Below are 19535 nucleotides of genomic sequence, written 5' to 3'. Positions count from 1 at the left end.
CCGCCGGCTCCTTGCGAGCCGATGCCCTTGCGCTCGCCTCGGATTTCGTCGATGCCCGATTCTTTGCAGCTGCGCGCCGTGCTGCATGCCTTCGCCCAGATCATTCTGCAGCGCCATGCCGGCTGCGGGGCGCTGATCATGCTCGCACTGGCCAGCGGTGCCCCAGCGCAGCTCGCCGGTGCGCTGTGCGGCGTGCTGGTCGCCCACGTCGGCGCCAGCTGGCTGGGCTACTCGGCGGCTGACCGCAACGACGGCCTCTACGGTTACAACGCTGCCTTACTGGGCGCGCTGCTGGTTCATCTGCTGGGATTGACCGGCACCAGTCTGGCACTGGTCGGCGTGGCGGCGCTGGCCAGCTGTCCGCTACAGGCCTGGCTGCTCGCTCGACTGCGCCACAACGGCGGCCTGCCGGGCTTCACCCTGCCCTTCGTGCTGATCGGTCTGCTCACCGTGCGGCTCATCGAGCCGGCGCCGGTTACCTCGTCCGGTATGCCGTCGGCAGACGCAGCGACACTGCTGACCGCCTGGCTGCTGGGTATCGGTCAGGTGGTGTTTCTCGACGCGCCGCTCGCGGCGGCCTGCCTGCTGGTGGCCGTGGCCCTGGCCTCCTTGCGCGATGCCCTGTGGCTGCTGGCGGGCTCGGCGATGGGGTTGTTGGCTGCGGGCCTGTTCGGCGCACCCTGGGCGGACGGCCAGGCCGGTTTCAACCCGGCCCTTGCCGCGCTGGCGCTGGCGCAATGGCGTGGAGGCTGGCGCCTGCCGCTCTTGGGCATGCTCGCTGCCGTGGCGATCTGGCGGGCGTGCATCGAGCTGGGCCTGCCGACCCTGACCCTGCCGTTCCTGCTGGCGACCTGGCTGGGGCTGACGCTGCGTGCGCCCCGCCCCGACCGGGTCGAATAGCCCGCCAGGCCTCAGCCTCCGGTTGCCAGTGGGTCCTGCTCCTGCGGGTAGCGATGCTCTTCCGCGACCTCGCCATTCTCGGCATGCACCTTGACGAGAGATGTACGCAATTTCATGTAACCCGCGTCTCGTCGAGGATGTCCTCGCGCCGTGCGGCTTCGATCAACGCACGCTGATCGCCGTCTTCGCGCAGCACCCAACGGTCGTCTTCGTGAGTGATGTGGTAGATCTCCATGTGCCTGTCTCCTTGGTTATGACTGATGAGTCCTATATGAAAGCGGGCAAGCGGCGAGGTTCGGCCCCGCCGGCAACAGGGTTCTCACAACCATGAAAGGTGATTAGCACCCCGACGATCGAGGGTGAAATTCACCATGAGGGCCGGGAGAACCTTGATTCAAGTCAATTCCAACCTGGAACGATTGTTGAAACGCCTCTGGCACAACGGCACGTGTTCGCTTCGACGAACACCGTCCGGTTTTTCCCACCAGAGGAGTATTCAATGCTTTGCGCTGAACAGATCGCCCTAATCAAAGCCACCGTGCCATTGCTGGAAAGCGGCGGCGAGGCGCTGACCACTCACTTCTACAAGCTCCTGCTGAGCGAACATCCCGAGGTGAAACCGCTGTTCAACCAGGCGCACCAGGCCAGCGGTGAGCAACCACGCGCACTGGCCAATGGTGTGCTGATGTACGCCCGGCATATCGACCGCCTCGAATCCCTCGGCCCACTGGTGGCGCAGATCATCAACAAGCACGTCGCCCTGCAGGTGCTACCCGAGCATTACCCACTGGTCGGCAATTGCTTGCTGCGCGCCATCCGCGAGGTGCTTGGCGAGGCCATCGCCACCGATGCGGTAATCGACGCCTGGGCGGCGGCCTATCAGCAGCTCGCCGACCTGCTCATCGGCCAGGAAGAACGCCTCTACCAGGCCAAGGCCGAAGCGCCGGGAGGCTGGCGCGGCGCGCGCCCGTTCCGCATTGCGCGCAAGGTCAAGGAGAGCGAGGAGATCACCTCGTTTCACCTGCAAGCGGAGGATGGCGGGCCGCTGATGGAGTTCCTGCCCGGCCAGTACATCGGTCTGAGGCTGGAAATCAATGGCAAGGAAGAGCGCCGCAACTACTCGTTGTCCGCTGCCGGCAACGGTCGCGAGTATCGCATCAGCGTCAAGCGCGAGCCTGGCGGCGTGGTCTCCAATGCGCTGCACGACATGCCGGAGGGCGCGATCGTCGAACTGTTCGCGCCGGCAGGCGAGTTCACCCTTGCGCCCGGGAACAAGCCGTTGGTGCTGATCAGCGGCGGCGTAGGAATCACCCCGACCCTGGCGATGCTGGAGCAGGCGCTGGCGACGTCCCGGCCGGTGCACTTCATCCACTGCGCGCGCAATGCCGGGGTGCACGCCTTCCGCCGCGCCGTGGACGCACTCGCCGAGCGCCACACGCAGCTCCAGCGCTTCTACTGCTACGAGGAGCACGACGGCTCGGTTGATGCACCGGATGCCATCGGCCGGCTGACCGAGCAGCAGCTGGCCGACTGGCTTCCAGCGGACCGTGACGTCGATGCCTACTTCCTCGGCCCGAAGCCGTTCATGGCCGCCATCAAACGCCAGCTGAAATCCCTGGGCGTGCCGGAGCAGCAGACCCGCTACGAATTCTTCGGCCCGGCATCTGCCCTCGATTGACCCATCACGAGGCTCGTCACGGACGGGCCTCCTTCACAGGAGATCGAACCATGCGTCGTACCCGCTCCGCTGCGCTGAACCTGATGGCCCTCGCCAGTGCCTTGATGATTGGCGGCCTGCTGTTGCTGCTGCTCGGCATCACCGGGGCGTACTTCTTCGACCACAGACTGACGATGGCCGGCATCGTCGCTGCCCATTCGCTGGTCATTCTCGGCCCGACCGCAGTCAAGATCGGCTACGTGATGCGGCTGCTGGCAGAACGCCAGGAACGTCTCGCCAGTTACTCGACCCAACATATATAAAATCAACAAAGCGACAACTACCGTTTCGCTTGTAATTTCACGACGCCATAGTCCTACAGCGGATATGGAAAACCATTCGTCTGCACTTCGCCACAGTATGAAACTCCATCAGAGGAACCTCACTCAGACACAGTGAAGGCTGACGGAATATCTCTCTTTCAGCCGTTTGTGAAAGTGTCTATCCAATTGAGGAGAAAAACACATGGCAAATAACAATCCTGGCAACTTCGCCAACGATCGAGATAAAGCTTCCGAGGCCGGCCGCAAGGGTGGTCACAACAGCGGCGGAAACTTCGCCAACGACCGCGAGAAGGCCTCCGAGGCCGGCCGCAAGGGTGGCCAGAACAGCCACGGCGGTGGCCGCAGCAGCTAATTGCTGACGGCGTACAAAACAAGGCAGGCGCCTCGGCGTCTGCCTTGTTTTTTATAAGTCCCGATTAACTTTCCGGCAACTTCCCCGGCATTTAACTCCAGCCTTCAAACTCATCAACTTCGATATTAAACAGATATCAAATGAGCACGCCGAAGCTGCCGTGCCGACCATATCCTAATTGCACGCCAGACATCTCATCGTTTCACCGATGAAAATACCGCCTGCAGCACCTACCGTTTGTCGATACCATCGGCCGGAACCCTCCAGACGGGAGCAGCCGATGAGTAGTGCATTTTCTGAGCGGATCATCCAGAGCCTGCTGGACACCGACTTCTACAAGCTCACCATGATGCAGGCCGTTCTGCATCACTATCCCAATGCCGAGGTGGAATGGGCTTTCCGCAGCCGCTCAGGGGAAGATCTGCGCCCCTACCTCGACGCCATCCGCGAGCAGATCGAAGCGCTCGCCGAGCTACAGATGGCTCCCGAGGAGCTCGCTTATCTGGAGCGTATCCCCTACATGCAGCCGGACTTCATCCGCTTTCTCGGACTGTTTCGTTTCGACCTGCGCTACCTGCGCCTGGATGTAGAAGACGGCGAGCTGGTGATCCATCTGCGCGGCCCCTGGCTGCATGTGATTCTGTTCGAGGTGCCGCTGCTGGCGATCATCAGCGAAGTGCGCAACCGCGCCCGTTACCCGCAAGTGAGCCTGACGCAAGCGCGCGACCGGCTCGACGAGAAACTGGCCTGGCTGCGCAGCCAGGCCGGCGAACAAGAGCTGGCCACCTTCACCCTGGCCGACTTCGGCACACGCCGACGCTTTTCCTTCGCGGTACAGGAAATGGTGGTCGAACGTCTGCGCTGCGACTTTCCCGGCCGTTTCGTCGGTACCAGCAACGTGCACCTGGCGCGCACGCTGGACGTGAAGCCGATGGGCACCATGGCTCATGAATGGATCATGGCGCATCAGCAGCTCGGCCCACGGCTCATCGACAGTCAGATCGCCGCTCTCGACTGTTGGGTTCGCGAGTACCGGGGCGCGCTGGGTATCGCGCTGACCGACTGCATCACCATGGACGCCTTCCTGCGTGACTTCGATCTGTACTTCGCCAAGCTGTTCGATGGCCTGCGCCACGACTCCGGCGATCCTCTCGTCTGGGCTGAAAAAGCCATCGCGCATTATCGGCGACTGGGCATCGACCCGAGGACGCGCCAGCTGATCTTCTCCGACGGCCTGGATTTCGCCAAGGCGCTGCAGATTCATCGTGCACTGGCTGGTCGCAGCAATCCGAGCTTCGGCATCGGCACGGGACTGACTTGCGACATCCCGGGTGTCGAACCCACCAACATGGTCATCAAGATGACGGCGTGCAATGGCCAGCCGGTGGCGAAGATTTCCGACTCGCCGGGCAAGACCATGTGCCGCGACGAGGCCTTCGTCGGTTATCTGCGACATGTCTTCGGTCTGGCGTAACGCTGACCAGCAGCGCAGCGCCCGGCCGTCGCGACGAGTGCGTCGGGCCTAGCTTTCCAGGGCCAGCGCGCGCTGGTGCTGGGGCTTCTCCGACTCCGCGGCGCATAGCCGATTGCGGCCGCCGGTCTTGGCCAGGTACATGCGCCGGTCCGCCAGTTCGAGCAGGTCACGATAGTCATCGACCTGGTCGTTGCGGCGCTCGGCAAGGCCGATGCTTGCGGTCAGCGCCAGGCCATCCGGTCGCACGCCCAGCCCCTCGCCGACGATGCGTTCGATGGCCTTGTGGGCCTGCTCCGTGTCGGTCTCCGGCATGATCAGGAGAAACTCCTCGCCACCCCACCGCAACAGGCTGTCGGAGCTGCGCAGTGTCGCTACCAGCCGTCGAGCGGCCTCTCGCAGGACCTGATCGCCGGCTTCGTGGCCGTAGTTGTCGTTGATCGACTTGAAGTGATCCAGATCGATGAAAGCCAGGGCCAGCGCGGAATCCTTGCGCTGCGCGCTGTCCCACTGCAGGCGCAGGATTTCCTCGCCGCTCCCCCGGGAGAACACGCCAGTGAGCGGATCGCGGATCGCCTGACGCACCAGTGCGATCATGAACGCCAGCTGGCTCATGCTGGCCAGGCTGGCAACGCCGGCGATGAGAATCAGCAGCCAGAACGCTCCTGCGAACGATGGCCAGTTCAGCGTCGCCCAGCTGAGGTATCCGGCCAGTGCCTGCGCCAGAAGCAACAGGCTCGACAGGACCAGGTTCTCCACCAACGTCAGCGGGAAGATCGTCAGACCCGCCATCAGCACGAAAGGCAGAAAAGCGTAACCGGCCCCGACCACCGCGGAGAACTGCGCCAGCTGGTAGCTGCCGAGCAGGGTATGCGACGCGATATAGAAGGCGGTGGGGATGGCAAAGAGGATAGCGATCGCGCGGTAGGCATCCAGGAGGTTGCCACTGGGCCGGTAGAACAAGAGCAGGCCCGTGAAGGCGAGGCAGGCCATCATGCGCAACCCGGCCAGCGCCAGCCAGAGCTTCGGCTCGAACACCATCAGGTCGATCAGGCTCCACAGTGGCGTCAGCGCGGCGAAGAGGAAGGCGAACAGCCGCACGCGGTTGACGATCAGCGTCGCGCGACGCTGACAGAGCAGCACCGGATGGCGCCGGGGGTCGAGCAGATGGCGGAGCTCGCTGGACCTCAGCTCGCTGGGCAGCAGCGTCGTCAGTCGGTTTCGCAGCAGATCGAGAAGCGATGGCATTTTATTGTTCTGCTCCCATGTCGGGACGATCGTTTGCACGGTGAGCGCAACCCGGCGAATCCAGACGCCAGACTGGCCCTCAGCACCTTTTTCCAAGCAGGCAGTTGCTCATGGCCATGGCATTCCGTCACTCGAGCCACAAGCGCGGCCGATGGTAGCAGTTTGATATCTCCGCCTTTTGAGCCAGGACAATAAATGGCGTACGGTCAAACCGCCAGTAAGCCTTTAGTGCGATGCCCTGGGCTACCGACAATCGCCCTTTCGGGCGCTTATGCCGGCGCAGCACAGCCATTAGCGTGAGCAGGTCGCCCTGTTGTCCGGCGACGTATCCAAAAAAAGAACAATAAGGAGATACCTTCGTGCATAGCGCCCTCAAGCCGCTTGCGGCAGCCGTCCTGCTCGGCTGCACGACTGCCGTCAGCGCCGCCGATAGCGGACCGTTCAGCCAGTTCATCGTATTCGGCGACTCGCTCAGCGATGCCGGCAACTTCCCCGACCTGTTGAGCCCGACCCTGGGAGGCAACCCAACGGGCGGTCTGCGCTTCACCAATCGAACCGGACCGACCTATGGCGCCGGCGAATACATCGGGGAAGTCGGCACCCAGCGACTGGCCAGCATGCTAGGCCTGCAATCGCTTCCTTCCACGCCCCTGCTACCGTCCGTACTGACCGGTAATCCGGACGGCAGCAACTACGCCGTCGGCGGCTACCGGACCGACCAGATTCTCGACTCAATCACCGACACCTCGATCGTATCGGCCGGCGGCACAACTCGTACGCGCCCTGGCTATCTGGTCGAGAACCCCCGGGTGGACCGCAATGCCCTGTACTACATCAACGGAGGCGGCAACGACATCTTCCAGTTGGGCAGCAATCCGGTGACGATGGCGCAGGCCGCGAGCAATCTGGTGGCAGGTGTCGGCGCCCTGCAAATGGCGGGAGCACGCTACATCATCGTCTCCGACCTGCCGGATGTTGGTATCACACCACTGGGGGCCAACTCAGGCCCCGTCGGGGCCGCCACTCTTAACGCCCTGAGCGACCAGTTCAACATCGAGCTGGCGAGCCAGCTGCAAGCCCAGGGTGGCAATTACGTGCTGGTCAACAACCGTCTGTTGCTGGCGGAGGTTCGCGCGGACCTGGCCGCTTTCGGCTTCGACCCCAACGTCGCGCAAACTGCAGTCTGCTTCGACCCGGCATCCTCGACGTCGCCGTGTCTACCAGACCCGACCTACAGCCTGGGAGGCACAGCTCCTGATCCGAGCCGCCTGCTATTCAACGACGCGGTCCACCCCACCACCGCGGTTCATCAGATCAGCGCCGACTACCTCTACTCGATTATCTCCGCGCCCTGGGAAGTCTCGCTTCTGCCGGAAATGGGCCACTCGGCGCTACGCGCCCACCTGCAACAGCTCGATAGCGAACTGGCCGCCCAGCGTGGCGACTGGCAGGCAGTCGGTGCCTGGCGCACTTTCGTTCAGGGCGGTTACAACCGACCTGAGTACGACGGTTACGGTGGCGGCGACGGCCACGGCCTGAGCCTGTCGCTGGGTGTTACCCATCGACTGAGCGAAGCCTGGCTCGCCGGCCTCAGCCTCGGGCTGGCAGAGAACTCGTTGGAGCTGGGTCGCAGCGACTCCGATTACGACATGCGCAGCTACCTGGCCACGGCCTTCGCCCGTTACGAGCAACACCGCCTGTTCGCTGACTTCAGCCTCAGCGCCGGTTATCTGGATTACCACGACCTGCAACGCACCTTCGGTCTGGGCCTCACCGAACGCGAGGAGAAAGGTGACACCGAGGGCACCGTTTGGGGTGCAGGGGCCAAGGTCGGCTTCAATCTGATGCAGCCAGGCGAGCAGATGCAGTTCGGCCCATTCGTCGGAGCCAGCTATCAAAAGGTCGAAGTGGGCGCCTACAGCGAAGAGGGTGCCCGCTCCACTGCCTTGAGCTATGACGACCAGGACCTGGACTCTCTGCGCCTGTCGCTCGGGTTGTTCGGCGAGTACGCCTTGAGTGAGAGAACCCGCCTGTTCGGTGAGGTTGCGCGCGAAGTGGAACGCGAGGACGACGACCGGCGCGACCTGCGCATGTCCTTGAACAGCGTGCCGGGCAACAGCTTCGAACTACCCGGTGCAACGCAGACCGGCGACCAGACGCGTTTCAGCGTGGGGCTGGCGCACCGCTTGTCCCCCGGTCTGGCGCTACGCGCCAACTACCATTACCGCGGCAACGACAACCGCGACCATGGGGTGGGGCTGTCGTTAGCACTGGATCTGTAAGAAAGGGTCTGGCTGGAAGCGGCCGCCGTCGCGATACGCGCGGCGGCCAAACGCGGCGATAGTCAGCGCCCGTCGATCTGCCCTTGCAGATTGGCGATCTGCCCCTGCATGGCATTGATGGTGCGGGTGACCTGCGCGCGGAAGGAATCGAATTCGGCCCTGTTGGCGGCGCTCGGTGCCGGACGATTCTCCAACTCGCTGCGCAGAACCAGAATGTCCTGTTCGAGACGGCTGATCGCCTGACTCTGGTTGCCGGCCTGTTTCAGCGCCGCGACCTCCTTGCCCAGACCATCGATTCGCGCCGCCAGCTTGGATTGCTCGTCGACTGCAGACTTCAGCGTGGCCTGCTCGCTGCGCAGAGTCTTCACCGTGTCGGCCAGGGTCGCACTGCTGCCTTGCTGGGCCTGCAGATCAGCAGTCAGGCGCTCCATACGCTTGCCCTGCTCATCCAGGCGCTGGTCCTGATTGCCCTGCCTGCCCGTCAGGCTCTGCTGCTCGGTGGCGAAGGCCTGTTGCTTGCGTGCGAGCTCCTGCGTCTGTTGCTCGAGCTGCTTGATGCGCAGCTTCACGGCTTCGCTCTCGGTCGTCACGTTGGATTCGGTGGCGACCACTTTGCCGGAGATATCCTGCAAGCGACCGGCGGCGTCCTCGCTGATCCTGGCGAAACTCTCCTGCGTGGCGACCAGCTGCAGTTCCAGCATGGCGATCTGCCGATAACTCCACCAGCCCAGCGCAGCGAGGCTGATCAACAACGCCACGACCGTTACCCACAGCGGCGCGGTGCTGGCCTTCGCAGCGCCTGCCGGGCGACGCCGTTGGCGCGCACGCGAATCATCGCCGTAGTCATCCGGCGTTCGGCGAATCGGCTCGAGATCCGGCGCCGGATAGGGCTCCACACGGTCACGGCCTGCGGTCAGGCTGGGGATGTTGTCCAGTTCGTCGTGAGCATCGTTGCGCATGGGTTACCTTCGATGGCGCGGTGCGAAAAACAACGCGCAGTATAACGGTTCGGGGTGAGGCTATCAGCGACTCACGTCTGCCATCCTGGCTGCACCGCAGTGGAGCATCGCGACGGCGGCAACGCGCATCACGGTGCATTTAAAGCCGGGGCCGGCTCGATCACCGACGAGCCACTGGACGCGTTTGCGCAATGGATCGACAGTCTGCACGCCTCGCCGGCCGGGGGTTTCGCTTGTCGGTCACACTTCTGCCGAGACGCAGCCAGCAGATCTGGTACGCCGCTTGCTCCGTCATCCTGGCCAGCGGATAGACACTTCCGACAGGGATGTCGGGCCTTAGGGCAATCAAGAGGAATACAGCATGGAGCTGAACAAGGCAGTGATCGACTGCATGCGCGCCCTGCGCCGCAGACTGCGCGACGAACAGCAACTGGACATCCATCTCAACCAGCCGGACGCGGTGGTGGCAATGCTCGCAGCGAGCATGCGCTCAAACGACGAGCTGACCCGCGAACTCGGCCGTCAGCTCGCGACCTTCAGCGACCAGCTACCGCCCGCACCTCCGCCACCGGCACGTCCCGCCAGCAGTGGCCCGGCGGTTCGCATCTACCGAGGCCAGCGCGTGCTCGCCTGACCCGCACCTCACTCGACCAGCAGCCAGTCGCTGGCGCAACGCACCAGATGCCGCGTCAGCTCATCGAGCAGTTGTCCGCCGTTACGCCAGTGATGCCAGTACAGCGGCACGTCGATCGGCGGCCCGGACAGCACATCGACCAGTTCACCACGCGCAAGTTCGCCGCGCACCTGCAGCTCAGGCGCCAGCCCCCAGCCCAGGCCGCTTCGCAACATGCACACGAAGCCCTCCGACGAGGGGCACAAATGGTGAATGAACACCTCGCCGCCACCGACCGCCGACATGTAACGATGCTGCAGCTGATCGTCCGGGCCGAACACCACGGCCGGGACACGCGCCAGATCCGCGGCGTTCGCACCACGCTGAAAATGCCGCTCGATGAACGCCGGGCTGGCCAGCGCCCGATAGCGCATCGCTCCGAGAAACTGGCTGCGCGCGCCAGCCACCGGCCGCTCGGCAGCGCAGACGCAGGCCGCGACCTCGCCCGCGCGCATGCGTTTGAGCCCGACTGCCTGATCTTCCACCACATGATCGAGCAACACCTGGTGCTCGGCACAGAACGGCGCCACCGCACCGGCCCACCAGGTCGCCAGGCTGTCGGCGTTCAGCGCGATACGCAGGCGCTCCGGCAGACGGTTTTCATCGAGCGCCGGAACCTGCCCCTGCAGGTCGCGCTCGAGCAGGCGCACCTGCTGCACATGGTTGAGCAGGCGCTGGCCCAACTCGGTGGGTCTCGGCGGTGTGTCGCGCAGCAATACCGGCTGGCCGACACGCGCCTCGAGCAGCTTGATCCGCTGTGATATCGCCGATTGCGACAGGCCCAGCGCCTGCGCGGCGCGTTCAAAGCCGGCCTGCTCCACAACCGCCGCAAGCGCGGCCAGCAACTTGTAGTCGAACATCATTTTCCCTAATGCTACGTGAGAAAAATTGGTTTCTCTTATAGCTCGTCAATCCGCAGACTCGCCAGCAGAAAACGAACGAGGCGTGCGACATGAGTGCGATCTGGCAGAGCTATATCAACGGACTTCTGGTAGCGGCAGGGCTGATCATGGCAATCGGCGCGCAGAATGCCTTCGTGCTGGCCCAGAGCTTGCGCCGCGAGCATCACCTGCCGGTGGCGGCGCTGTGTATCGTCTGCGACGTCCTGTTGGTCAGCGTCGGGGTGTTCGGGCTGGCCGCGATGCTGGCGAGCAGCCCGCTGTTGCTGGAGATCACCCGCTGGGGCGGTGTGGCCTTTCTGCTCTGGTACGGCACGCTGGCCCTGCGTCGTGCGGCCAGACCGCAGAGCCTGCGCAGCGAAGACGCACAACCGCGCCCGCTACGCGCGGTATTGCTGGCCGCACTGGCGGTGACGCTGCTCAATCCGCATGTCTATCTGGATACCGTGGTACTGATCGGCACCCTTGGCGCGCAGCAGCCCGAGCCCGGGGCTTATACCCTGGGGGCCGCCAGCGCTTCGACTCTGTGGTTTCTCACCCTGGCGCTGGGCGGCGCATGGCTCGCCCCCTGGCTGGCGCGTCCGCTGACCTGGCGGCTGATCGATCTCGGCGTGGCCGCCATGATGTTCGCCATCGCCGCCCAACTGGCATTCGCTGCCTGAACGTCAGCGCGCGGCATTGCACCGCGCACCTTTTCCCACATCGTACGGAACACCACGCCCGACTATGCGGTCCACGCAAGGCGCAGCCAGTGCTTGGCATCCAAGGCGCCGCGCCGCAACCGCTCTGGAACCAATAGTCCATACAGTTGCCGCGTGGTTTTGCCGCAGGTCGGGTGCTATGATCGCTGGCTCGCAGACATGGAGCGGAAGGCTTCAGTCTGTCTGTTCGGCCGACCGTGAACGGCCAGAGATTGCGCAAGCATGTAGCGAGCGAAGGGAACGACAGAGGCAAGAGCAGGACGCGATGCAGCGCCTGCTCACCGGCTACGCCGGCAAACCCCGTACGTCCCTCCGAGCTGGCCGCATCAATCCTCGACACCTGAGTAGGAGATACATCATGGCTTTCGAATTGCCGCCGCTGCCTTACGAAAAGAACGCCCTCGAGCCGCACATGTCCGCCGAGACGCTCGACTACCATCACGACAAGCACCACGCTGCCTACGTGACCAACCTGAACAACCTGATCCCGGGCACCGAGTTCGAAGGCAAGGATCTGGAATCCATCATCAAGACCTCTTCGGGTGGCATCTTCAACAACGCCGCCCAGGTCTGGAACCACACCTTCTTCTGGAACTGCCTGGCGCCGAACGCCGGTGGCCAGCCGACCGGCGCGCTGGCTGATGCCATCAACGCCTCCTTCGGCTCGTTCGACAAGTTCAAGGAAGAGTTCACCAAGACCGCCATCGGCACCTTCGGCTCCGGCTGGGCCTGGCTGGTGAAGAAGTCCGACGGTAGCCTGGGCCTGGCCAGCACCATCGGTGCCGGCAACCCGATGACCGCTGGCGACAAGCCGCTGCTGACCTGCGACGTCTGGGAACATGCCTACTACATCGACTACCGCAACGCTCGTCCGAAGTTCGTCGAGGCGTTCTGGAACCTGGTCAACTGGGACTTCGTCGCGAAGAACTTCGCCGGCTAAGCGCCTCAGCGCCGTACAGAGAATGCCCGCACCCGTGCGGGCATTTTCATTTAAGGCTTCTGCATCACCTGCCGCTATATGCTTTACGGGCCCGTAAAGGCGCGACCCGACGGATGAATTCGGCACACGGCGGGCCTTCGAGGATAATCCGCACTTGCATGCCCTGTTGTATCGCCCGCACATTCGGTGCTACTGGTTTTCCCGGTGATAACTGCCTCTTTGACGATTGCTCAATGACTATCAATACTTACGCAACCGAGCACGTGGCACGGAAAAGGACCTTCACTTGAAGCTGGAATTGCGCAATAGCCTGTCGCGGAAGCTCCTACGTATCGTTCTCCTGTCAGCCCTGGCGGTGGGGCTTGTGCTGAGCTGCGCACAGATCATCTTCGGCGCCTACAAGACCCGCCACCTGATCGAGGCCGACGCCCAACGCATCCTGCGCATGACCCGCGACCCGTCCACCCAGGCGATCTACAGCCTCGACCGGGAGATGGGTGCCCAAGTGATGGAGGGCCTGTTTCAGCACGAGTCGATCCGCATGGCCTCGATCGGTCATCCGGACGAAGGCATGCTGGCGCTGAAGATCCGCCCACCGATCAAACTGCCGACACGCTGGCTGACCGACCCGATCCTCGGCCGCGATCAGCAATTCTCGATTCCCCTGGTCGGTAAACCGCCCTACAACGAATATTACGGCGACCTGCGCATCACCCTGGATACCGCCCAGTACGGCCAGGAATTCATCAGCGACTCGGTGGTGATCTTCATCGTTGGCATACTGCGGGCGCTGACGCTGGGGCTCATTCTCTATCTGATCTACCAATGGCTGCTGACTCGTCCGCTCACCAAGCTCATCGAGCACCTGGCGCAGATCAACCCGGACCGCCCCGGTGCGCACAAGCTGCCGATGATCAAGGGCCACGAAGCCAATGAGCTCGGCCTCTGGGTGGAAACCGCCAACGGCCTGCTCGCCTCCATCGAGCACAACATGCACCTGCGCCAGCAGGCCGAAAGCAGCCTGCAGCGCATGACTCAATATGATTCGCTGACCGGCCTGCCCAACCGCCAGCAGCTGCAGCGGCAGCTCGACCACATCCTCGACGAGGCAAGGCGCCTGCAACGCCGCATCGCGGTGCTCTGCCTGGGCCTCGACGACTTCAAAGGCATCAATGAACAGTACAGTTACCAGGCCGGCGACCATTTGCTCAAGGCGCTGGCCGACCGACTGCGCGACTCGGGCGGCCGGCTCGGCGCACTGGCGCGACTGGGCGGCGACCAGTTCGTCCTGGTGCTCGGCGGCATCGAACAGCCCTACGAAGCCGCCGAGCTGGCGCAGGAGTTGCTCGACGACCTGGAGAATCCGATCGAGCTCAACGGCCATCTGATCCGCCTGCGCGCCACCATCGGCATCACTCTTTACCCCGAAGACGGCGACAGCACCGAGAAGCTCCTGCAGAAGGCGGAGCAGACCATGACCCTGGCCAAGAGCCGCTCGCGCAACCGCTACCAGTTCTATGTCGCCAGTATCGACAGCGAGATGCGTGCACGCCGGGAGCTGGAGAAGGACCTCAGCGAGGCGCTCAAGCGGGATGAGTTCCACCTGGTCTACCAGCCACAGGTGGACTATCAGCAGAACCGCATCATCGGCGTCGAGGCGCTGATCCGCTGGAAGCACCCCCAGGGCAAGCTGGTTCCGCCGGATCTGTTCATTCCACTCGCCGAGCAGAACGGCAGCATCATCGAGATCGGCAGATGGGTACTGGACCAGGCGTGCAGCCAGCTGCGCCATTGGCATGCGCTGGGCTACACCGGCCTGCGCGTGGCGGTGAACCTCTCGACCGTGCAGCTGCGTCACCCGCAGCTGCCGGAGATGATCGGCGAGCTGCTGCAGGCCCATCAGCTGCCAGCCGAAACCCTCGAGTTGGAGGTGACCGAAACCGGACTGATGGAAGACATCGAAGCCGCGGCACACAACCTGCACAGCCTGCGGCGCTCCGGGGCGCTCATCGCCATCGATGACTTCGGCACCGGGTATTCCTCGCTCAGTTATCTCAAGAGCCTGCCGCTGGACAAGATCAAGATCGACAAGAGCTTCGTCCAGGACATCGGCCAGGACGAAGGCGCCACCATCGTTCGGGCAATCATCCAGCTCGGCAAGAGCCTCGGCATGACAGTTATCGCCGAGGGGGTCGAAACCCCGGAGCAGGAGGCCTATCTGATCGCCGAGGGCTGCCAGGAAGGTCAGGGCTACTACTACAGCAAGCCATTGCCTGCGCGCGACCTGGAGTTGCTCCTGCGCCAGTCACAACCCTTCGATCGGGCCGCCAATTCCGAGTTGCGCTAAGCGCAGAAGAAACGGCTTGTGCGAACGGCGGCGCGCTCACCAGGGAGGCCTGCATCCGCTACAAGCCTTGTGAACAAGGGAGGCGAAGTCCGGGCCAACCGCACGCGCTTGTGGGAGCCGAGTGCATCGACGCAGCCGCCGGAGCGGTACGCCTTACCAGCCGTCCACACCCAGCTGTGAGGCCAGCCATAGAGCGCCGGCCAGACACATCAGCACCCCACCCGCGGCCTGCCAGTAGAAGCGTCGAGCAAGGACCTCCTCGCCATGACTGGACAGGACGAACGGCAGCGCCTCCTGCGGACGGCTCAGCTGGTGCCGCTCCGGGACTGCGCTGCGCTGGCGGTGCTGGTCTTCCGCTTCGAGCGTTGCAGCCAGTTGCACCCGGCGCCATTCCTGCTCGTCGAGCACGCCGTCGGCATTACTGTCGAAACGCTGCAACAGACCGGCAAAATCGCCCTTCCAGTGACGGATAACCTCTCGCCGGGCCGCGTCGAGATCAAGCCCCTGGCGCCCACCACCACTGGTGCGAAAGTCGCCGATGGCATACAGCGGTTCACCTTCGTGCAGGCGCTCCTCGGTATAGCGATAGCGCATGCTGCCAGCAAACAGGCTCAGCCAGCCGCTCGGCGCAGTGCCGCGCGGGTGGCGCAGATCGCCGGTCCAGACCCTGCGAAAGGCCGGATGGACCTCCGCACCGCGCGGATCGATCAGGCATTCGCCGGTGGCATCGGCCAGACGCAGCCAGGCATCGCTGACACCTCGCTCGACCACGCGCCAGCTGCTGCGCTTACCGTTGGAGCGGTACTCCTCGATACGGTAGCGCCACCATAGGCACTGCTCACCCGTCAGCGGCGCCACCGGCTGCGGCACCGCCAGTTCGCGCAGGATGCCAACCAGCTCGACATAACCCTGGGCAGCCGAGCGGATGCGCGAGGTAGGCGTGTCGAGCAGATGGCGAGCACGTGCCCACCGCCCAATGCTTAACCCTGCGCCACCGACGGCGAGGGCACCTGCTGCGACAAGGCTGAAGACCTGAGCGAAATCCATTTAGCCAAACAGCGCCTTCAGATTCACATCGGCCTTCTCTGCCTCGCTGAACTGCAGCAGAGCCGCCTCCTTGAAGCCGAACAGACGTGCAAGGATGACGTCGGGAAACTGTTCGATGCGCACGTTGTTCAGATTGACCGCTTCGTTATAAAGCTCGCGCCGATCGGCAATGCCGCTCTCCAGTCCACTGATGCGCTGCTGCAAGTGGCGAAAGCTCTCGTCGGCCTTGAGCTGCGGATAGTTCTCGGCCAGCGCGAATAGCCGCCCGAGCCCAGCGCGCAGCCCGGTCTCGGCCTGCCCCAGTGCACCGACATCACCCTGCTCACGCGCACTGGAAACGGCATTGCGAGCGCTGATCACCTGCTCCAGCGTGCTGCGCTCGTGCTGCATGTACTGCCGACAGGTCTCCACCAGCTTGGGCAGTTCCTCGTGGCGCTGACGCAGCAGCACATCGATGTTGGCCCAGGCCTTACCGACTCCATGTTTGAGGCGGACCAGCCCGTTATAGAGAGTCACCGCATACGCAGCGATAAGGAACAGGATTACCAGCACAGCCACTACGCCAAGGCTCATCGTCGCGTCTCCGGGGATAGATAAGCAAATCGCCAGCATTCTACCGACGGGGGCGGAACGGAATAGAGAGCCCGTGCACGCATTGGCTTTGCACAAAATGAAAATCTTTCGCATTATTAGGCGCTTCCGAGCAGCACTCTGCTTCGTTCACCCGCACGCAAAGGAATCCGCACATGCTACGCACTCCCACCTGGGCAACCGCCAGCCTTCTCGCCGTGGCTATTTCGCTCGCCGGTTGCGGCGAGGACAAGACGCCCACGAACCAGACGGCGGCCCCGCAGGCGACAACCGAGTCAGTGCCTGCCGAACAGGCAAAGACGCTCGACGAAAAAGCCGCCAAGGCCGTCGTGGCTCATTACGCCGACCTGGCGCTGGCCGTGTTCAGCGATGCTCATGCCACCGGCGTGAAGCTGCAGGAAGCGGTCGACAGCCTGCTCGCCAATCCCAGCGAAGAAACGCTACAGGCGGCCCGTGAGGCCTGGCTGGCAGCCCGGGTGCCATACATGCAGACCGAAGTCTTCCGCTTCGGCAACGCGGTGGTGGACGACTGGGAAGGTCAGCTCAACGCCTGGCCGCTCGACGAGGGCCTGATCGACTACGTCGAGGGCGACTATCAGCATGCCCTGGGCAACCCGGGCGCGACGGCGAACATCATCGCCAATCCGGAAGTACAGATCGGCGAAGACAAGATCGATACGAGCGTGATCAACGGTGAGCTGCTGGCCAGCCTCAACGAGCTTGCCGGCTCGGAGGCGAACGTCGCCACCGGTTACCACGCCATCGAATTCCTGCTCTGGGGGCAGGACCTCAACGGTACCGGCCCAGGCGCCGGCCAGCGCCCATATACCGACTACGTCGAGGGCGAAGGCTGCACCGGTGGCAACTGCGACCGCCGTCGGACCTATCTGAAGGCAGCGACCGACCTGCTGGTCAGCGATCTACAGGACATGGTCGAACAGTGGCAGCCGGGCGCCGAGAACTACCGCGCCAGCCTCGAGGCAGAGTCCGCCGAGAATGGCCTGCGCAAGATGCTGTTCGGCATGGGCAGCCTGTCGCTCGGCGAGCTGGCGGGCGAGCGTATGAAGGTCGCACTGGAGGCGAACTCCACCGAGGACGAGCATGACTGCTTCAGCGACAACACGCATAACTCGCATTTCTTCAATGCGCGTGGTATCCGCAACGTCTATCTGGGCGAGTACAAGCGCATCGACGGCACCACGCTGACCGGCCCGTCCCTCGCCTCCCTCGTCCAGGATGCGAGCCCGGAAGTGGACAGCACGCTGAAGACCGACCTGGAGAGCACCGAAGCCAAACTACAGGTGCTGGTGCAGAGCGCTGAGGATGGCGAAGCCTTCGATCAGCTGATCGCGCCGGACAACGCCGAAGGCCAGGAAAAGGTGCGCAACGCCATCGCCGCTCTGGTCAAGCAGACCGCATCGATCGAACAGGCCGCCGCCGCCCTCGGCATCAGCGACCTCAACCCCGATACGGCCGATCACGAGTTCTGATCGCTCAGCCCTGGCGCGACGCTTTGTCGCGCCAGGGCTTTTCCCTTCAGCGTTGCGGGACAGGCCTTCCGCGCAAATGCAAATCCCTCTTATTTCAAGTCGATTAGCCTGCTAAGATTGCGCGGCTTAATTCACCGCTGTGCAGGTATTTCCGATGCGCCCGTTGGTCCGCGGCCTCCTCCCGTTGCTGGTTCTGGTTCTGGCCGCCTGCAACAACGACGAAACTCCCAGTTTCACACAGGCCGAGCCCGGCGAAGCCCTGTCCGCGGGCAATGCCACCGTGATGAAGTTCGACCACAACGCCTTCTCCATGCCCGCTGCGAACCTGGCGCCGATGCGCCGGCTCGACTTCAGTGTCGGCAACAGTTTCTTCCGCAATCCCTGGGTCATCGCGCCGTCCTCCACCACCGCGCGCGACGGACTCGGTCCGCTGTTCAACACCAATGCCTGCCAGAACTGCCATATCAAGGACGGCCGTGGCCATCCGCCCGCGGAAGACGCGGCCAGCGCGGTTTCGATGCTGGTGCGCCTGTCCATCCCGGCGGGTCCCGAGCATGCCGAAGTCGTCCGCGAACGAGGCATCGCCCCGGAGCCCAGCTACGGCGGTCAGCTGCAAGACATGGCGGTGCCCGGAGTCGCACCCGAAGGCAAGGCTCGCCTGCGTTATTCGACCGAGCGGGTACGCTTCGCCGATGGCACCGAGGTGGAACTGCGCAAGCCCGAGGTCGAGCTGAGCGAGCTGGCTTACGGCGAGATGCATCCAGACACCCTTGTGTCGCTGCGCATCGCGCCGCAGATGATTGGTCTCGGCCTGCTCGAAGCCATCCCCGAGCAAGCGCTGCTGGCCAATGCCGACCCGGACGACCGCAACGGTGACGGCATCTCCGGGCGCCCCAATCGGATTTTCGATCAGACTACCCGGGAGACCGTGATGGGTCGCTTCGGCTGGAAGGCCGGGCAACCGAGCCTCAATCAGCAGAACGCCGACGCCTTCTTCAACGACATGGGCTTGTCCACCAGCCTCTTCAGCGGAAACAGCTGCACGGAGCGCCAGACCGATTGCCTGGCGATGCCCCACGGTGGCGAGCCGGAAGTCAGCGACAACATCCTTGCCCAGGTGCTGTTCTACACGCGCAACCTCGGCGTGCCGGCGCGGCGCAACGTCGACGATCCCAAGGTCCTGGCCGGCAAGACGCTGTTCCACCGGGCCGGCTGCCAAAGCTGCCATGTGCCGCAGTTCACCACCGCAGCCGACGCGGCGGAACCGGAGCTGGCCAACCAGCTGATCCGCCCATATACCGACCTGCTGCTACATGACATGGGCGAATGCCTGGCCGACCATCGTCCCGAGTTCGAGGCCAGCGGTCGCGAGTGGCGCACCCCACCGCTCTGGGGCATCGGCCTGACCCAGACGGTCAGCGACCACAGCCAGTTCCTGCATGACGGCCGCGCCCGCAACCTGCTCGAAGCGATACTCTGGCACGGTGGCGAGGCGGAGAAAGCACGCCAGGTCGTGCTCGGCTTCGACCAGCAGGAGCGTGACGCGCTGCTGAGCTTCCTGGAGTCGCTCTGAGTCTCCAGATCTAACATTCAGCCGGGCTTGCGTATCGCTGCAGGCCTGCAAACCGGCTCCG

At 63.8% G+C, this 19535-nt stretch carries 16 protein-coding genes and 2 pseudogenes; 12 read left to right on the top strand and 6 right to left on the bottom strand.

What is annotated here, in order from left to right; all coding sequences use genetic code 11:
- The first annotated feature begins 51 nt into the window (after nucleotides 1-51).
- On the top strand, nucleotides 52-900 hold the full coding sequence (locus tag HZR81_RS06025) for an urea transporter (protein WP_500127583.1): 849 nt from the start codon (nucleotides 52-54) through the stop codon (nucleotides 898-900).
- A gap of 11 nt (nucleotides 901-911) precedes the next feature.
- Here the strand turns inward: HZR81_RS06025 and HZR81_RS06020 are convergent.
- Nucleotides 912-1135: pseudogene (locus HZR81_RS06020) on the bottom strand (DUF2188 domain-containing protein).
- A gap of 264 nt (nucleotides 1136-1399) precedes the next feature.
- Between HZR81_RS06020 and hmpA the strand changes: the two are divergent.
- From hmpA to pncB, 4 genes and pseudogenes are all read left to right on the top strand, one after another.
- Nucleotides 1400-2578 carry an NO-inducible flavohemoprotein gene (hmpA, locus tag HZR81_RS06015; RefSeq protein WP_500127582.1) on the top strand — a complete coding sequence of 393 codons (1179 nt, stop codon included), beginning with the start codon at nucleotides 1400-1402 and terminating at the stop codon, nucleotides 2576-2578.
- A gap of 50 nt (nucleotides 2579-2628) precedes the next feature.
- Nucleotides 2629-2880: a hypothetical protein gene (locus HZR81_RS06010; RefSeq protein WP_500127581.1), complete on the top strand. Its 252-nt coding sequence runs from the start codon at nucleotides 2629-2631 to the stop codon at nucleotides 2878-2880.
- Nucleotides 2881-3100: 220 nt separating this feature from the next.
- Nucleotides 3101-3253: pseudogene (locus tag HZR81_RS06005) on the top strand (con-10 family general stress protein); the annotation flags it as partial.
- A 280-nt stretch (nucleotides 3254-3533) separates the two neighbouring features.
- Nucleotides 3534-4727, top strand: a complete 1194-nt coding sequence (gene pncB / locus HZR81_RS06000; protein ID WP_125869074.1) for a nicotinate phosphoribosyltransferase — start codon at nucleotides 3534-3536, stop codon at nucleotides 4725-4727.
- Nucleotides 4728-4775: 48 nt separating this feature from the next.
- On the opposite strand, the gene HZR81_RS05995 is transcribed toward pncB, so the two are convergent.
- Nucleotides 4776-5972, bottom strand: coding sequence for a GGDEF domain-containing protein (locus HZR81_RS05995; protein ID WP_500127580.1), 1197 nt, complete (start codon nucleotides 5970-5972; stop codon nucleotides 4776-4778).
- 359 nt (nucleotides 5973-6331) lie between these two features.
- Here HZR81_RS05995 and HZR81_RS05990 point away from each other — a divergent pair, with 359 nt between their 5' ends.
- A complete protein-coding gene (locus tag HZR81_RS05990) occupies nucleotides 6332-8254 on the top strand; it encodes an autotransporter domain-containing protein (protein WP_500127579.1) in 1923 nt (640 codons plus the stop codon).
- A 62-nt stretch (nucleotides 8255-8316) separates the two neighbouring features.
- Here HZR81_RS05990 and HZR81_RS05985 read toward each other — a convergent pair whose 3' ends face one another.
- The gene (locus HZR81_RS05985; protein WP_500127578.1) at nucleotides 8317-9213 is read right to left on the bottom strand and encodes an ATPase; all 897 of its coding nucleotides are present in this window, start codon (nucleotides 9211-9213) and stop codon (nucleotides 8317-8319) included.
- Between the two features lie 361 nt (nucleotides 9214-9574).
- Here HZR81_RS05985 and HZR81_RS05980 point away from each other — a divergent pair, with 361 nt between their 5' ends.
- A complete protein-coding gene (locus HZR81_RS05980) occupies nucleotides 9575-9847 on the top strand; it encodes a hypothetical protein (protein ID WP_156244733.1) in 273 nt (90 codons plus the stop codon).
- A gap of 8 nt (nucleotides 9848-9855) precedes the next feature.
- Here HZR81_RS05980 and HZR81_RS05975 read toward each other — a convergent pair whose 3' ends face one another.
- Nucleotides 9856-10749, bottom strand: a complete 894-nt coding sequence (locus HZR81_RS05975) for a LysR family transcriptional regulator ArgP (RefSeq protein WP_500127577.1) — start codon at nucleotides 10747-10749, stop codon at nucleotides 9856-9858.
- Between the two features lie 89 nt (nucleotides 10750-10838).
- On the opposite strand from HZR81_RS05975, the gene HZR81_RS05970 reads away from it, so the two are divergent.
- The 3 genes from HZR81_RS05970 to HZR81_RS05960 all read left to right on the top strand — a co-directional run bounded on the left by HZR81_RS05970 (nucleotide 10839) and on the right by HZR81_RS05960 (nucleotide 14773).
- Nucleotides 10839-11447: a LysE/ArgO family amino acid transporter gene (locus HZR81_RS05970; protein ID WP_253748173.1), complete on the top strand. Its 609-nt coding sequence runs from the start codon at nucleotides 10839-10841 to the stop codon at nucleotides 11445-11447.
- A gap of 397 nt (nucleotides 11448-11844) precedes the next feature.
- On the top strand, nucleotides 11845-12426 hold the full coding sequence (locus tag HZR81_RS05965) for a superoxide dismutase (protein WP_003299885.1): 582 nt from the start codon (nucleotides 11845-11847) through the stop codon (nucleotides 12424-12426).
- Nucleotides 12427-12712: 286 nt separating this feature from the next.
- Nucleotides 12713-14773: a putative bifunctional diguanylate cyclase/phosphodiesterase gene (locus HZR81_RS05960; RefSeq protein ID WP_133456347.1), complete on the top strand. Its 2061-nt coding sequence runs from the start codon at nucleotides 12713-12715 to the stop codon at nucleotides 14771-14773.
- A 153-nt stretch (nucleotides 14774-14926) separates the two neighbouring features.
- Here the strand turns inward: HZR81_RS05960 and HZR81_RS05955 are convergent, their stop codons facing one another.
- Complete coding sequence (locus tag HZR81_RS05955) at nucleotides 14927-15820, bottom strand: GIDE domain-containing protein (RefSeq protein ID WP_500127576.1); 894 nt, start codon at nucleotides 15818-15820, stop codon at nucleotides 14927-14929.
- Nucleotides 15821-16393, bottom strand: a complete 573-nt coding sequence (locus tag HZR81_RS05950; protein ID WP_110776138.1) for a LemA family protein — start codon at nucleotides 16391-16393, stop codon at nucleotides 15821-15823.
- A gap of 173 nt (nucleotides 16394-16566) precedes the next feature.
- Here HZR81_RS05950 and HZR81_RS05945 point away from each other — a divergent pair, with 173 nt between their 5' ends.
- Together HZR81_RS05945 and HZR81_RS05940 are read left to right on the top strand one after the other, a co-directional pair.
- Nucleotides 16567-17901 (top strand): imelysin family protein, encoded by a 1335-nt coding sequence (locus HZR81_RS05945; RefSeq protein WP_125869067.1) that lies wholly within the window; start codon nucleotides 16567-16569, stop codon nucleotides 17899-17901.
- Nucleotides 17902-18055: 154 nt separating this feature from the next.
- Nucleotides 18056-19474 carry a di-heme oxidoreductase family protein gene (locus tag HZR81_RS05940; RefSeq protein WP_500127575.1) on the top strand — a complete coding sequence of 473 codons (1419 nt, stop codon included), beginning with the start codon at nucleotides 18056-18058 and terminating at the stop codon, nucleotides 19472-19474.
- Nucleotides 19475-19535: the final 61 nt, after the last annotated feature.

Source organism: Pseudomonas sp. LM13 (genome assembly GCF_041381355.1).
GTDB lineage: Bacteria > Pseudomonadota > Gammaproteobacteria > Pseudomonadales > Pseudomonadaceae > Stutzerimonas > Stutzerimonas frequens.
This window is presented reverse-complemented; position numbering and strand designations above follow the sequence as displayed.